The sequence below is a fragment of the Thauera phenylacetica B4P genome, assembly GCF_000310225.1.
In the GTDB taxonomy this organism is placed as follows: Bacteria; Pseudomonadota; Gammaproteobacteria; order Burkholderiales; family Rhodocyclaceae; genus Thauera; species Thauera phenylacetica.
The window spans coordinates 1-13,980 of sequence record NZ_AMXF01000102.1 but is presented as its reverse complement, the minus strand read 5'-3'; the positions used below and the strand labels follow the sequence as shown (position 1 = coordinate 13,980).

At 71.2% G+C, this 13,980-nt stretch carries 14 protein-coding genes and 1 pseudogene; 7 read left to right on the top strand and 8 right to left on the bottom strand.

Going from position 1 to position 13,980, the window contains the following annotated elements; translation table 11 throughout:
• From lnt to C667_RS13305, 6 genes are all read left to right on the top strand, one after another.
• The coding region (gene lnt, locus C667_RS13330; RefSeq protein ID WP_004365380.1) for an apolipoprotein N-acyltransferase at positions 1-1,236 on the top strand (1,236 nt) is incomplete at its 5' end.
• Positions 1,237-1,284: 48 nt separating this feature from the next.
• Positions 1,285-2,211, top strand: a complete 927-nt coding sequence (gene glyQ / locus C667_RS13325) for a glycine--tRNA ligase subunit alpha (protein ID WP_004365378.1) — start codon at positions 1,285-1,287, stop codon at positions 2,209-2,211.
• A complete protein-coding gene (gene glyS / locus C667_RS13320; RefSeq protein WP_004365377.1) occupies positions 2,211-4,310 on the top strand; it encodes a glycine--tRNA ligase subunit beta in 2,100 nt (699 codons plus the stop codon). The genes glyQ and glyS overlap by 1 nt, the downstream gene beginning before the upstream one ends.
• Positions 4,311-4,367: 57 nt before the next feature.
• The gene (gmhB, locus tag C667_RS13315) at positions 4,368-4,901 is read left to right on the top strand and encodes a D-glycero-beta-D-manno-heptose 1,7-bisphosphate 7-phosphatase (RefSeq protein ID WP_004365375.1); all 534 of its coding nucleotides are present in this window, start codon (positions 4,368-4,370) and stop codon (positions 4,899-4,901) included.
• 53 nt (positions 4,902-4,954) lie between these two features.
• Positions 4,955-5,731, top strand: coding sequence for a lysophospholipid acyltransferase family protein (locus tag C667_RS13310; protein ID WP_004365374.1), 777 nt, complete (start codon positions 4,955-4,957; stop codon positions 5,729-5,731).
• 66 nt (positions 5,732-5,797) lie between these two features.
• Complete coding sequence (locus C667_RS13305; protein ID WP_004365373.1) at positions 5,798-6,169, top strand: 4a-hydroxytetrahydrobiopterin dehydratase; 372 nt, start codon at positions 5,798-5,800, stop codon at positions 6,167-6,169.
• A gap of 112 nt (positions 6,170-6,281) precedes the next feature.
• Here the strand turns inward: C667_RS13305 and C667_RS13300 are convergent, their stop codons facing one another.
• From C667_RS13300 to C667_RS13280, 5 genes are all read right to left on the bottom strand, one after another.
• Entirely contained in the window at positions 6,282-6,848 is a 567-nt protein-coding gene (locus tag C667_RS13300) for a phasin family protein (RefSeq protein WP_004365372.1), read from the bottom strand.
• Positions 6,849-7,176: 328 nt separating this feature from the next.
• A complete protein-coding gene (locus tag C667_RS13295; RefSeq protein WP_004365370.1) occupies positions 7,177-7,953 on the bottom strand; it encodes an enoyl-CoA hydratase in 777 nt (258 codons plus the stop codon).
• A 34-nt stretch (positions 7,954-7,987) separates the two neighbouring features.
• Positions 7,988-8,527, bottom strand: a complete 540-nt coding sequence (gene lptA, locus C667_RS13290; RefSeq protein WP_004365368.1) for a lipopolysaccharide transport periplasmic protein LptA — start codon at positions 8,525-8,527, stop codon at positions 7,988-7,990.
• Positions 8,524-9,105: an LPS export ABC transporter periplasmic protein LptC gene (gene lptC, locus C667_RS13285; protein WP_004365366.1), complete on the bottom strand. Its 582-nt coding sequence runs from the start codon at positions 9,103-9,105 to the stop codon at positions 8,524-8,526. The genes lptA and lptC overlap by 4 nt, the downstream gene beginning before the upstream one ends.
• Entirely contained in the window at positions 9,106-10,095 is a 990-nt protein-coding gene (locus C667_RS13280) for a KpsF/GutQ family sugar-phosphate isomerase (RefSeq protein WP_004365365.1), read from the bottom strand. It abuts the gene before it with no gap.
• Positions 10,096-10,248: 153 nt separating this feature from the next.
• On the opposite strand from C667_RS13280, the gene C667_RS13275 reads away from it, so the two are divergent.
• Complete coding sequence (locus C667_RS13275) at positions 10,249-12,216, top strand: monovalent cation:proton antiporter family protein (RefSeq protein WP_004365362.1); 1,968 nt, start codon at positions 10,249-10,251, stop codon at positions 12,214-12,216.
• Between the two features lie 50 nt (positions 12,217-12,266).
• On the opposite strand, the gene C667_RS13270 is transcribed toward C667_RS13275, so the two are convergent.
• The 3 genes and pseudogenes from C667_RS13270 to C667_RS13260 form a co-directional block, all read right to left on the bottom strand.
• Positions 12,267-12,908, bottom strand: coding sequence for a prepilin-type N-terminal cleavage/methylation domain-containing protein (locus C667_RS13270; RefSeq protein ID WP_004365360.1), 642 nt, complete (start codon positions 12,906-12,908; stop codon positions 12,267-12,269).
• A gap of 66 nt (positions 12,909-12,974) precedes the next feature.
• Positions 12,975-13,679: a type II secretion system protein gene (locus tag C667_RS13265; protein ID WP_004365358.1), complete on the bottom strand. Its 705-nt coding sequence runs from the start codon at positions 13,677-13,679 to the stop codon at positions 12,975-12,977.
• Positions 13,680-13,747: 68 nt separating this feature from the next.
• Positions 13,748-13,980: pseudogene (locus C667_RS13260) on the bottom strand (hypothetical protein); the annotation flags it as partial.

Below are 13,980 nucleotides of genomic sequence, written 5' to 3'. Positions count from 1 at the left end.
CTCGCCGGGGCGGCCTTCGCCGCGCTGCGCGGGCGTGGCGTCGCGCGCGCGCCGGTGCGCGCGGCGGCGCTCTTCGCTGCGCTCTGGCTGGGTTCCGAATGGCTGCGCGGCGTGCTCTTCACCGGCTTCCCCTGGCTCGCCATCGGCTATGCGCAGACCCCGCCCAGCCCGCTCGCGGGCCTGCTGCCGGTGCTCGGCGTGTATGGCGTCGGCGGGCTGAGCGCCTTCGTCGCCGCGCTGTGCGCCATCGCGCTGCGGGCGGGCGGCGCGCGCGCCTTGCTCGGGTGGCGCACGGCGCTGGCGCTGCTCGCGCCCTTCGTCGCCGGCTTCGCGCTGCTCGGTCACGCCTGGACCCAGCCGGCCGGTGCGCCGCTGAAGGTGGCGCTGGTGCAGACCGACTTCGCGCAGAGCCTCAAGTGGGATCCGGCGCGCTTCGAGGAGGTGCTGCGGGTCAACCTCGAGCTCGCGCGCGAGGCCTTCGCGCAGCCGCAGCCCCCCGCGCTGGTGGTGCTGCCCGAGACCACCGTGCCGACCCTGCTCGACCGCCTCCCCGAGGGCTACCTCGAGGCCTTCGCCGGCCTCGCCGGCCAGGCCGGGGGCGACCTGGTGATGGGCGCCTTCCGCCGCGACGCCGAGGAGCGCATCTACAACGCCGCGATCAGCCTAGGCAGCGCGCCGGTGCAGCGCTACGCCAAGCAGCACCTGGTGCCCTTCGGTGAATACTCGCCGCCGCTGTTCGGCTGGTTCTACCAGCTGGCGCAGATCCCGATGTCGGACCAGACCCGCGGCGCGCCCGACCAGGCGCCGATGCGCTTCGGCGATCAGCAGGTCGCGCTCAACATCTGCTACGAGGACCTCTTCGGCGCCGAGCTGATCCGCGCGCTGCCCGCGGCCACGCTGCTGCTCAACCTCTCCAACCTGGCCTGGTACGGCGACTCGCTCGCCCAGCCGCAGCACCTGCAGATCGCCCGCGTGCGCGCGCTCGAGACCGGCCGCCCGATGCTGCGCTCGACCAACACCGGCATGACCGCGGTGGTGCAGCCCGACGGCAGCGTCGCCGCCGTGCTGCCCGCGTTCGAGCGTGGCGTGCTGCGCGCCGAGGTGCAGGGCCACCAGGGCATGACCCCTTACGCGCGCTGGGGCGACCGCCCCGCGCTCCTCGCCGCCGCGATCGCGATCCTTCTCGCGGCCCTCGCCGCCGCCGCAGCACGCCCGCGCCGGGCCGAAGCCCGGTAAAATCGCAGCTTTTGCGTGCGCTGCGCAGCCCGGAGGCTGCCCGAGACCATGACCACCGAATCCCGACTCGTGAAACCGACCTTCCAGCAAGTCATCCTCACGCTCCAGCACTTCTGGGGCGAGCGCGGCTGCGTGCTGCTGCAGCCCTACGACCTCGAGGTCGGCGCCGGCACCAGCCACACCCACACCTTCCTGCGCGCGATCGGCCCCGAGCCCTGGAACGCCGCCTACGTGCAGCCCTCGCGCCGCCCCAAGGACGGCCGCTACGGCGAGAACCCCAACCGCCTGCAGCACTACTACCAGTTCCAGGTGGTGCTGAAGCCCTCGCCGCTCAACATCCAGGAACTCTACCTGGACAGCCTGCGCGCGCTCGGCATCGACCCGATGGTGCACGACATCCGCTTCGTCGAGGACGACTGGGAGAACCCCACCCTCGGTGCCTGGGGCCTGGGCTGGGAGGTGTGGCTGGACGGCATGGAAGTCACCCAGTTCACCTACTTCCAGCAGGTCGGCGGCCTCGACTGCAAGCCGGTGCTGGGCGAGATCACCTACGGCATCGAGCGCCTGGCGATGTACCTGCAGGGCGTGGAAAACGTCTATGACCTGGTGTGGTCGGTCGGCCCCGACGGGCGCGCGGTCACCTACGGCGACGTCTATCACCAGAACGAGGTCGAGCAATCGACCTACAACTTCGAGCACAGCAACGTCGACTTCCTGTTCTCGCTGTTCGCCAACTACGAATCCGAAGCCAAGCGCGTGATGGAGGTCGGCCTGCCGCTGCCGGCCTACGAGATGGTGCTGAAGGCCGCGCACACCTTCAACCTGCTCGACGCCCGCGGCGCCATCTCGGTGACCGAGCGCGCCGCCTACATCGGCCGCATCCGCAACCTGTCGCGCGCCGTCGCCCAGGCCTATTTCGAATCCCGCGAAGCCCTCGGCTTCCCGATGCTGAACGCCACCAAGGAGGCCGCGTGATGACCGCCGCGACCCTGCTCGTCGAACTGCTCACCGAAGAACTGCCGCCGAAGGCCCTGCCGCGCCTGGGCGAGACCTTCGCCACCAAGATTGCCGAGGGCCTCAAGGCCCGGGGCCTGGCGCCGGCCGACGCGCCTTTCCGCACCTTCGCCAGCCCGCGGCGGCTGGCGGTGACGGTGGCGCAGGTGGCTTCCGAGGCCGCCGCGAAGGAGGTCACCGAGAAGCTGATGCCGGTGTCCGTGGCGCTCGACGCCGAGGGCAAGCCGACCCCGGCGCTGCTGAAGAAGATGGCGGCCAAGGGCATCCCGGCGGACTCAGTTGACACCACTCTGGCGAGCTTCGAGCGCCGCATGGACGGCAAGGCCGAGGCGCTGTTCCACACCGCGACCGTGGCGGGCGCCAGGCTCGCCGACGTGCTGGCGGGCATCGTGCAGGACGCGGTCAAGGCGCTGCCCATCCCCAAGGTCATGCGCTGGGGCGACGGCGACGCCACCTTCGTGCGCCCGGTGCACAAGCTCACCCTGCTGCACGGCGCCGACGTGGTGCCGGGCCGCGTGCTCGACCTGGATTCCGGGCGCACGACGCGCGGCCACCGCTTCATGAGCCGCGGCGAGATCGACATCGCCAGCGCCGACGCCTACGAGCCCACGCTGCTCGCCGAGGGCAAGGTCATCCCCAGCTTCGCCGAGCGCCGCGCCGACATCGAGCGCCAGCTGCTCGCCGAGGCCGCCAGGCAGGGCGCGCTGCTTGACGAATACGCCGACCTGCTCGACGAGGTCGCCGCGCTGGTCGAGCACCCGACGGTGTACGTGGGCGAGTTCGAGGCCGAATTCCTCGCCGTGCCGCAGGAGTGCCTGATCCTGACCATGCGCGCCAACCAGAAGTATTTCCCGCTCTTCGACGGCGCCGGCAAGCTGCTCAACCGCTTCCTCATCGTCTCCAACATGCGGGTGGCCGACCCGTCCAACATCATCGCCGGCAACGCCCGCGTGGTGCGCCCGCGCCTGTCGGACGCGCGCTTCTTCTTCGAGCAGGACAAGAAGCAGAAGCTCGAGGCCCGCCTGCCGCGCCTGGCGCCGGTGGTCTATCACAACAAGCTCGGCAGCCAGCTCGAGCGCGTCGAGCGCCTCGAGGCGCTGGCCGGCGCGATCGCGGCGCAGCTGCACGGCGACGTCACCGCCGCGAAGCGCGCCGCGCGCCTGGCCAAGGCCGACCTCGTCACCGACATGGTGGGCGAGTTCCCCGAGCTGCAGGGCATCATGGGCCGCTACTACGCGCTCGCCGACGGCGAAGGCGAGGTGGTTGCGGACGCCATCCAGGCCCACTACCAGCCGCGTTTCGCCGGCGACGCGCTGCCCGCGGGCAATGTCGCCGCCGCGGTGGCGCTGGCCGACAAGCTCGACGCCCTGGTCGGCTTCTTCGGCATCGGCATGGTGCCCACCGGCGACAAGGACCCCTTCGCGCTGCGCCGCGCCGCGCTCGGCGTGCTGCGCATCCTGATCGAGGCGCCGCTGCCGCTCGAGCTGCCCAGGCTCATCGACACCGCCGCCGCCGGCTTCAAGCCCGGCCTGCTCGGCGCCGAGGGCTTCGCCGCGCAGCTGCAGGACTTCATGTTCGAGCGCCTGAAGAACCTGCTCCGCGAGACGGGCCGCGACGGCGCCGTGATCGACGCCGTGCTGGCGCTGAAGCCCGCGCGTATCGACCTGGTGCCGGCCAAGCTCGCCGCGGTCGAGGCCTTCCGCGCCCTGCCCGAGGCCGAGGCCCTGGCCGCCGCCAACAAGCGCATCGTCAACATCCTGAAGAAGGCCGAGGGCACGCCGGGCGAGCCCGACCTCGCGCTGCTGCAGGAGGACGCCGAGAAGGCGCTCTTCCACCAGGTGGTCGAGGTCGCGCCGCTGGTGCGCTCGCACGTCGCCAACGAGGACTACACCGACGCGCTGTGCGCGCTCGCCGGCCTGCGCGCGGCGGTGGACCGGTTCTTCGAGGACGTCATGGTGATGGCCGAGGAGCCGCTGACCCGCGCCAACCGCATCGCGCTGCTGGCGCAGCTCGCCGGCCTGATGAACCAGGTGGCCGACCTCTCGCGCCTGTCGGCCTGATCCTCGTCGCCTCGCGGCGCCCGGCGCCGCGGGCCTCGTCCCCGCAAGGAGCCCGTGATGAAGCTCATCGTTCTCGACCGCGACGGCGTGATCAACGTCGACTCGGGGCAGTACATCAAGTCGCCCGAGGAGTGGAAGCCGATCCCCGGCGCGCTCGAGGCGATCGCGCGGCTCAACCAGTGGGGCTGGCGGGTGGTGGTGGCGACCAACCAGTCCGGCATCGGCCGCGGCCTCTTCGGCATGGACACGCTCAACGCGATCAACGACCGCATGGTCAAGAGCCTCGCCCAGGCGGGCGGCCGGCTCGACGGCATCTTCTTCTGCCCGCACGCGGCCGACTCCACCTGCGACTGCCGCAAGCCCAAGCCGGGCATGTTGTTGCAGATCGCCGAGCGCTACAACGTCGAGCTCGCCGACGTGCCCTGCGTCGGCGACGGCCTGCGCGACCTCCAGGCCGCCGCCGCGGCCGGTGCGCAGCCTTATCTGGTGCTCACCGGCAAGGGCGAGGCCACGCAGGCGAGCGGCGAGCTGCCGCCCGGCACGCTGGTCTTCCCCGACCTCGACGCCGTGGTCACCGCGCTGACCGCCTGAGCGGCGCACAACCGCCCGCGCAACCTTCACGCCTTCATCACCGGACGAGAATCGTGCATCTGATCCGCTCCATCCTGTTCGCGATCCTGCTCACCGTGATCACGGTGCCCTACGCGTTCCTCGCCACCTTCATCTTCTGGCTGCCGCCGATGACCCGGCATCGCCTGATCACGAGCTGGGTGCCGATCATGATGTGGGTGATCCGCCACGTGCTCGGCATCCGCTACCGCGTGATCGGCGCCGAGAACATCCCGGCCGGCCCCGCGGTGGTGCTCTCCAAGCACCAGTCGGCGTGGGAGACGATCGCGCTGCAGGTGATCTTTCCGCCGCTGTGCTATGTGCTCAAGCGCGAGCTGCTGCGCGTGCCCTTCTTCGGCTGGGCGCTGGGCATGATCCCCGGCATCGCGATCGACCGCTCCGCCGGCAAGGACGCGCTCACCCAGGTGGTGGAGCAGGGCCGCGAGCGCCTCAAGGAGGGCCTGTGGGTGGTGGTCTTCCCGGAAGGCACGCGCGTGCCGCCGGGCGCGACGCGGCGCTACAAGCCGGGCGGGGCCATCCTCGCCAAGCGCGCCGGCGTGCCGGTGGTGCCGGTGGCACACAACGCGGGCGAGCTCTGGCGCCGTAACGCCTTCATCAAGCGCGCGGGCGAGATCGTCGTCAGCATCGGCCCGGTGATCGACGTCAAGGGCGTCAAGGCCAACGATGTGAGCGAGCAGGCGGAAGCCTGGATCGAAGCCGAGATGCGCCGGCTGTTCCCGCACCATTACCGCGACGAGGCGGGCACGCCGCCGGCCGCGGGCGAGGCGGTGGTCGAGGTCGAAGGGAACTGAGCGCGCGCCCGCCCGGTCTCTCCCGCACAGGCCGCCGGGGCGGTTCAGGACATCGGGAGAAGTGCGATGAGCGAAGAGATCCGTGCGCTCGACGAGGACGAGATCCTCGCCGGCCTTTTGGCGCTGCCGCACTGGCGGCTGGAGGGGGGCTGCCTGGTGCGCGACTACCGCAGCGGCGGCTGGAAGGCGACGCTGATGGTGGCCGGCGTGGTCGGGCACCTGGCCGAGGCGGCCTGGCACCACCCCGAGCTCGAGCTGAGCTGGGACCGCGTGCGGGTGCGCCTGTCCACGCACTCGCCGCGCGGCATCACCGCACGCGATCTCGCGCTCGCGCGCAAGATCGAGGAGGTCGTGCACTGGCAGCCCGCGCGCGAGGGCGGGGCGCTGGAAGGCACGCCGAACGCGGACGAGCGCTTCCGCTACATCCGCTACGATTGAGCCGCCACGCTTGCAGTTCCCCGGCCGTACGCGCGCTGGTGCGCGCGCAGCCGGTAGACGCAAAAAGGCCCCGCAGCGCGGGGCCTTTTCGTCAGACGGTGCCGGATGAAGCTTAGGCAGCCTTCTTGGCGGCGGTCTTGGCGGTGGTGCTCACGGCCTTGACGGTGGCGTTGGTCGCGGCGGCCACGTTGGCTTCGGCGATCTCGGCGACTTGCTTGGCAGCCTTGCTCATGCTGTCGTAGGCGCTGTTGGCGGCGGCGATGGCCGACTTGACGGCGGCGACGGCAACGTCCGAACCGGCGGGAGCCGACTTGGCAGCCTTGTCGAGCGCGGTGGCGACGCCCTTGTTCATCTCGGCGACCTGGCCTTCGAAGACCTTCGACATCTCTTCCTGGCTCTGCGACGAGATCTCGTAGACGCTGCGGGCGTAGGCGACGGCCTTCTCGACGATCGGCTGGGCCAGCGAGACCTGCAGGTTCACCAGCTCCTGCACGTCCTTGGCAGCCAGCAGGGCCTTGGTGTTGGCCACGCCGTCTTCCAGCAGCGAACGGGCGGTGTTCAGGTTCAGGGCAGCGAGGCGCTCGGCGCTGGCGAAGGCGGTGTTGGCCAGGGTCAGCAGGGTCTCGACGTTGGTCTTGTTGGCGGCGGCGAACTGCTCGGGGGTGACGAAGTTGCTCATTTGGATCTCCTTGGAAAGTGTGGGTGCATCAACATCGCTTCGGTAGCTGCGATGTTGCGTTGCAGCATGCTTCGAATTATACGGACCCGGTTCGGGCTGTCAAGCATATTTTTGTGCATCGCAACATCCTGGATTGATTGAAGGAATCAATCACTTGCGCCCGTGCGCCATTTCTTGCTGCCAGATCTCCCGGGTGTTGCGCTGCACGGCGGGTGAGGACGCGGCGCCAGTGTGCCGGGGCCGGGTTGCAGCCGCATGACGCGGGCCGAGGTGTAAACGCAAGCGGCCGGCTGGGCGCCGGCCGCGGTGCGGATCGGGCGGGGAACGATCAGTCGTGGCGGAAGTTCGCCTTGCGCTTCTCGACGAAGGCCGCCATGCCTTCCTTCTGGTCGTTGAGCGCGAACGCGGCGTGGAAGACGCGGCGCTCGAACAGCAGGCCTTCGTTGAGGCTGCTCTCGAAGGCGCGGTTGATCGACTCCTTGATCATCATGACGGCCGGCAGCGAGTAGCCGGCGATGGTTTCCGCGGTGGCGAGCGCGTCCTCGAGCAGCTTGTCGGCCGGCACCACGCGCGCGACCAGGCCGGCACGTTCGGCTTCGACCGCGTCCATCAAGCGGCCGGTCAGGCACAACTCCATGGCCTTCGCCTTCCCCACCGCACGCGGCAGGCGCTGGGTGCCGCCGGCGCCGGGCAGGGTGCCGAGCTTGACCTCGGGCTGGCCGAACTTCGCGGTGTCGGCGGCGATGATGATGTCGCACATCATCGCCAGCTCGCTGCCGCCGCCGAGCGCGAAGCCCGCCACCGCGGCGATCACCGGCTTGCGGCAGGTCTTCACGCGTTCCCAGTTGCGGGTGATGTATTCGCTCTTGTAGGCGTCCATGTAGGAGAAGCTCGCCATCGCGCCGATGTCGGCACCGGCGGCGAAGGCCTTCTCCGAGCCGGTGATGACGATGGCACCGATGCCCTCGTCGGACTCGAAATCGTTGAGTGCGGCGGTGATCTCGTTCACCACCTGGTCGTTGAGTGCGTTCATCGCCTTGGGGCGATTCAGGGTGATGAGGCCGACGCGGCCGCGTTTCTCGGCGATGATCATCTCGAAGCTCATGCTGTCTCCTTCCTGTGGTCGTGCTCGTGGGGGGTCATTGCGTGCCGGCGGGCTGGCCGTCGGACTTGGGCTGGATCACCGCGCGCACCCGTCCGGCCGGCGCACCCTGGCGGCTGCCCGGGGCGTTGGTGGCGAGATAGTTCTCGGTGATCGCGTCGTACTCGATGTAGTGGCCGGCGACCTGGTCGCCGCCGCTGGTGACCTTGGCGCGGTTGAATAGCCTGGCCTTCTCGGTGCGGCTGTCGTACTCGATGCGTTCGGCCTCGCCCTCGACGTACTCGGTGCTGCCGTCGCGGCGCTGACGGAAGGTCGCGAGGCCCTTGCCTGCCGCGGTAGCGACGCCGTTCTGGAACCCGGCAGCGTCCTGGGTGACGACCAGCTTGTCGCCGCGGATGGTCAGCGTGCCCTGGGTGAGGATCACGTTGCCCTCGAAGACATGCACCTTGTTGCGGTCGTCCACCGTCAGGCGGTCGGCCTCGATATTGACCGGCTGGTCGCGATCGGCCTTCTCGGCGAGCGCGGGCGAGGCGGCGACCAGCAGCGCAGCCGCGGTGGCGATGAGGATTTGCTTCATGAGGGGGATCCTTGGCGGCGGGGTGGCATCGTCGTGCTGACCTCGCCGATGAGTTCGAGCGTGCCGAACAGGTTGTCCGCACGCATGCCCTGTGCCGACGCGCGTGCGGTGCCGCGGGTCATCAGGACCGGCGAGTCGGTGCTCGCGCGCTGCGCGTCAGGCCATACCGAGAGCGTCTCGGAGTCGAGCGCGAGCGGCAGGGCCCCCGCCTGGCCCGGACGGCGCACGCGGACCTCGCCGGCGAGGTCGACCTGCTCCCCGCCGGGGGCGACGTCGGCCATGCGCGCGGTGATCGTGGTCGTGCCTTCCTCGCCGTGCAGTTGCAGGCGAGGTTCGTGCAGGCGCGTGATGTCGCCCGCAGGAAAGTGCTCCAGGCGTTCGGCGACCAGTTCGTAGCGTTGCATGCCCACCGCGCTGAATCCGACCACGCGGGTGTCGTGGGCGATGAAGTCAGGCCCGGTCTGTTCCAAGCTCGTCACCGGATCGTCGATCCGGGTGATGCGCTCGAGCCACACCGACCCGCCCGCGAGCAACGCGAGCGCGAAGACCGGATACAGGCGCCAGGTGTCGACCCGCATTCAGATGACCTTGGCGAGCATCAGGTCGTGGGTCGTGAGCGCGCCGGCCAGCCGGCCCGCCTGATCGAGCACCAGCAGCTGGCTGATGCGCAGGTTCTCCATCGTCGCGGCGGCCTCGGCGGCGAGCGCGCCGGGGGCGATGCTGCGCGGATTGCGCGTCATGACCTCGCTGACCCGGGCGCTGCGCACGTCGCAGCCCTTCTCGAGCGCGCGCCGCAGGTCGCCGTCGGTGAAGATGCCCACCGGCACCTCGTCGTTGTCGACCACCGCGGTCATGCCCATGCCGCCGGAGGTCATCGCCAGCAGGGCCTGGGTGAGCGGGGCGTCGCCCTGCACGCGCGGGACCGCCGTGGCCGGGCGCATCACGTCGCCGACGTGGGTCAGCAGGCGGCGGCCGAGTGCACCGCCGGGGTGGGAGCGGGCGAAATCCTCGGCGGCGAAGCCGCGCGCGTCGAGCAGCGCGACCGCGAGCGCGTCGCCGAGCGCGAGCGCCGCGGTGGTGCTCGCGGTGGGGGCGAGGTTGAGCGGACAGGCCTCCTCGGCCACGCCGGCGTCCAGATGCGCGTCGGCCTCGCGCGCGAGCGGCGAGTCCGGCTTGCCGGTCATCGCGATCAGGCGCGCGCCCTGGCGCTTGACCAGCGGCACGATGGTGAGCAGCTCCTCGCTCGAGCCGGAGTTGGACAGGGCGATGACGACGTCCGCCGGCGTGATCATGCCGAGGTCGCCGTGCGCGGCCTCGGCGGCATGCACGAAATAGGCCGGGGTTCCGGTGCTGGCCAGCGTGGCGGCGAGCTTGCGGCCGATATGGCCCGACTTGCCCACGCCGGTGACGATCACGCGGCCATGGCGGGCGAGGATGATCTCGACCGCGCGCTCGAATTCCTCGCCGATGCGGGCGCCGAGCGCGAGCACGGCGTCGGCTTCGATGCGCAGCACGCGGCGGGCGAGGGCGACGGCTCGGCTTTCGCTCGAGGCGGAAATTGGGTCCATGGATTCGATGCTTTAAACTGGCGCGGAAGGAAACGCGGTGGCTCGGCGGGATGAGGGCGCGCCGTTGCCGGCAAGCTCCCGAACGAGCGGATTGTATACCAAACACCCGCGCCGCCGCCCGGCAGCGCTGGCGCCACACGCAGCCGGGCTCCCATGCTGAATACCCTCGAATTCGTGGTCCTGCTGCTGGCCGCCGCCGTGGTGATGGTGGCCTTCTTTCGCAGCATGAACCTGCCGCCGGTGCTCGCCTACCTGCTCGTCGGCGCGCTCGGCGGGCCGCACGCGCTCGACCTGATGCAGGAGTCGGCTGGCGCACGCCACCTCGCCGAGTTCGGCGTGGTGTTCCTGATGTTCTCGATCGGCCTGGAGTTCTCGCTCGGGCGCCTGATGGCGATGAAGCGCATCGTGTTCGGGCTCGGGCTCGCCCAGGTGCTGGCGACGATCGTGTGCGTCACTCTGCTCGGGCGTCTCGGCGGCCTGGGCTGGATCACCGCCTTCGCGCTCGGCGGCACGCTGGCGATGTCGTCCACCGCGATCCTCTCCAAGCTGCTCGCCGACCGCATGGAGCTCGACAGCCGCCACGGCCGCGAGGTCATCGGCGTGCTGCTGTTCCAGGACATCGCGGTGGTGCCCTTGCTGATCCTGCTGCCGGCGCTGTCGCGCCCGGCCGAGGAGATGATGTTCACCCTCGGCCTGGCGGCCTTCAAGGTGGTCTTCCTGCTCTCGCTGGTGCTGGTCTTCGGCCAGCGCCTGATGCGCTGGTGGTTCACGGTGATGGCGCGGCGGCGCTCGGGCGAGCTCTTCATGCTCAACGTGCTGCTGATCACGCTCGGGCTGGCGTGGCTGTCCGAGCTGGTGGGCCTGTCGCTCGCGCTCGGCGCCTTTCTCGCCGGCATGCTGATCTCGGAGACCGAATACCGCTACCAGGTGGAGGAGGACATCAAGCCCTTCCGCGACGTGCTGCTCGGGCTCTTCTTCGTCACCGTGGGGATGCTGCTCGATGTCGCCGAGATCGCGCGCAACCTGCCGGCGGTGCTCGGCCTGCTCGCCGCGCTGCTGGTGCTGAAGTTCGGCGTGGTCTTCGCGGCCTCGCGCGTCTTCGGCTCGCCGGCGGGCACGGCGATGCGCTCCGGGCTGTGGCTGTGCGCCGGCGGCGAGTTCGGCTTCGTGCTGTTGTCGCAGATCCTCGAGCTCGGCCTCATGCCCTACGGTCTCGCCCAGGCGACGGTGGCCGCGCTGGTGCTGTCGATGCTGGTCGCGCCGCTGATCGTGCAGGTGAGCGACCGCCTGGTGATGCGCTTCGTCGCCTCGGAGTGGCTGCTGCGCTCGATGGAGCTCACCCGGGTGGCGGCGCAGTCGCTCAACACCGAGCGCCACATCATCGTGTGCGGCTACGGGCGCAGCGGCCAGTACCTGGCGCGCTTCCTCGAGCAGGAGAACGTCGCCTACGTCGCGCTCGACCTCGACCCCGAGCGCGTGCGCGAGGCGGGCGCCGCCGGGGACACCGTGGTGTATGGCGACGCGGCGCGGCGCGAGACCCTGGTGGCGGCGGGCATCCAGCGCGCGAGCGCGCTGGTGGTGTCCTTCGATGCGCTGGAGGCGGCGCTGCGGGTGATCCACCACGCCCACGCGCTGCGTCCCGGCCTGCCGGTGGTGGTGCGCGCCGGCGACGAGGCCGACCTGGAGAAGCTCGCCCAGGCGGGGGCGGCCGAGGTGGTGCCCGAGGCCTTCGAGGCCAGCATCATGCTCGCCTCGCACGCGTTGGCGCTCACCGGGGTGCCGCTCAGCCGCGTGGTGCGGCGCATTCGCGAGATCCGCAGCCAGCGCTACGCGCTGATGCGCGGCTTCTTCCAGGGCAGCAGCGATGCCGGCGACGCGGGCGACGGCGCGGAGGCGCGCCTGCGCTCGGTGATCGTCCCGGAGGGGGCGGCGGGGGTCGGGCGCAGCATCGGCGAGCTCGGGCTGGAGGAGTTCGGCGTGGCGGTGTCGGCGGTGCGCCGGCGCGGCATCCGCGCGCTCTCGCCGGGGGCCGAGACGCGCATCCAGAGCGGCGACGTGATCGTGCTGCTCGGCGTCCCCGGCAGCCTGGAAGCCGCCGAGGAGCGCCTGCTCGGCGGCTGACCCGCCCTGGGCGCCTCACCCCTCACGCCTCACCCCTCACGCCTCACCCCTCACAGGCTCGCACACACCGTGTGCGCGTTCGCCTCGAGCAGCGGATTGGCGGCGGAGATCGCCACCACCCCGGTGTCGCCGGGCGTGCCGGCGCGCAGCGAGCCGGCGGCGGGGTCACCGTCGTCGAGTGCGATGTCGAGCGGCGTCACCAGCTTGCCCGGTACGTTGTCCGAGCACACCACGACGCTGCCCGGCAGGCCGAGCACGCTGCCGCCACGCTGCACGCCGAGGCGGCCGCCGAGCGCGTTGCGCGGCAGGAAGCCTGAGTCCGCGGTGTCCGTGCTGCCGGTGGCGAGGCCTGCAAGGCGCAGGTGCTGCCACAGGTGGACGGACTCGGTGTCGGCGCCCGCGTCCCAGCTGCCGTTGATCACGCCGTTGCCGTTGCCGGCGACGGTGCAGGCGCCGCCGCCGGAGCAGAGGTGGCGGACGGCGGCGGGGTCGTCGCCGGGCAGGGCGCGGAAGCGGTCCTGGTAGGCGTGGATCATCGCCGGCACGCTGCGCAGGTCCTGGGCGAGGTTCTTGACGCGGGCGCTGTCGATCAGCGCCTGGCCCTTCATGACGCCGCCGAGCAGCAGGCCGACCACGAGCAGCACGATCGCGATCTCGACGAGGGTGAATCCGGCTTGCGGTTTTCTGTGCATGGTCGTTCTCCCGGTGGATGGGGCGGTGGTGAAAGGGCTGGATGGTGCAGTCGGCATGGGCGGGGTTCAGAGCCGCCCCGCCTGGGCGAGGCGGGCGATCAGCAGCGGGCGGCCGATCCAGGCGAGCAGGTCGTCGAAGTCGGCGCCCGGCTCGCCCGCCTGGTAGCTCGGGGTGGCGCTGGCGTGGCTGGTGTTGTCGCCGTCGGCGCGCAGGTTGGCGCCGCTCGACCACACGATCGCGACCGCCTGCGAGTCGGTCGTGGTGATGCGGCGTCCGTCGTGGTCGCGGATCTGCAGGCGGGCGCTGGGAGCGGTCGCGGCGCCGATCGGTGCGACGCTGAAGGCGGGGTCGACGCGGTAGCGCCAGTGCCCCGCCCACTCGTCGGCGGCGGATTGGCGGTCGCGGCCCCAGGCGTCGGTCGCCGGCATGGCCAGGCTGCGCCAGGGCAGCACCCCCTCGCGCGCGAGGTTGCAGGGCGGGCCGTCCTCGAGCCCGTAGGCCGGGCTGGCGGGGTCGGGCTCGGTGCTCGGGCAGGGCAGGCGGCCGTGGATGATGGCGAAGCCGGTGAGCGCATGCTGGATGTCGCGCAGGCGCTCCAGGGTGGCGTTGCGGTCGCGCGCCTCGAGCCGGCTCGTCACCGGGACCAGCAGGCTGCCGCCGAGCAGGGCGAGGATCACCAGCACCATGGCGAGCTCGACCAGGGTGAAGCCGTGCGTGGCGTCGCGACGTGGTGCGGACCCTTGCGGCGCACGGCCGCCGCTCGCCGGCACGCCGGGCCGTCCGACGCGGGGACGGGCCCTTGCCTGTGCGGGTCGGCGCAGGGGGTCGGGAGCCGGGGTCAGGGCAGGCATCGGATGACGTCCTCGGTGGCGGGGCGCTCGGGGGCGGCCACGCGGAAGTGCTCGGCTCCCTCGAACTCCGGTACGCCCACGCGCAGCGCGGCGACGTTGCGGCCCTCGAACCAGGCGGCGGGATCGGCGCGTTCGGCGGCGGTGGTGCGCAGCTGGCGCTCGGGGCCGCTGCGGATGCGCTCGCCGCCGAAGGCCAGCACCGCGCGGCAGCGTTCGCCCG

Excerpts from the sequence above, each read along its gene's own strand:
- glyQ (WP_004365378.1), top strand. The coding sequence starts at position 1,285 with ATGACCACCGAATCCCGACTCGTGAAACCGACCTTCCAGCAAGTCATC.
- glyS (WP_004365377.1), top strand. The coding sequence starts at position 2,211 with ATGACCGCCGCGACCCTGCTCGTCGAACTGCTCACCGAAGAACTGCCG.
- gmhB (WP_004365375.1), top strand. The coding sequence starts at position 4,368 with ATGAAGCTCATCGTTCTCGACCGCGACGGCGTGATCAACGTCGACTCG.
- C667_RS13305 (WP_004365373.1), top strand. The coding sequence starts at position 5,798 with ATGAGCGAAGAGATCCGTGCGCTCGACGAGGACGAGATCCTCGCCGGC.
- C667_RS13300 (WP_004365372.1), bottom strand. The coding sequence starts at position 6,848 with ATGAGCAACTTCGTCACCCCCGAGCAGTTCGCCGCCGCCAACAAGACC.
- C667_RS13295 (WP_004365370.1), bottom strand. The coding sequence starts at position 7,953 with ATGAGCTTCGAGATGATCATCGCCGAGAAACGCGGCCGCGTCGGCCTC.
- lptA (WP_004365368.1), bottom strand. The coding sequence starts at position 8,527 with ATGAAGCAAATCCTCATCGCCACCGCGGCTGCGCTGCTGGTCGCCGCC.
- lptC (WP_004365366.1), bottom strand. The coding sequence starts at position 9,105 with ATGCGGGTCGACACCTGGCGCCTGTATCCGGTCTTCGCGCTCGCGTTG.
- C667_RS13280 (WP_004365365.1), bottom strand. The coding sequence starts at position 10,095 with ATGGACCCAATTTCCGCCTCGAGCGAAAGCCGAGCCGTCGCCCTCGCC.
- C667_RS13275 (WP_004365362.1), top strand. The coding sequence starts at position 10,249 with ATGCTGAATACCCTCGAATTCGTGGTCCTGCTGCTGGCCGCCGCCGTG.
- C667_RS13270 (WP_004365360.1), bottom strand. The coding sequence starts at position 12,908 with ATGCACAGAAAACCGCAAGCCGGATTCACCCTCGTCGAGATCGCGATC.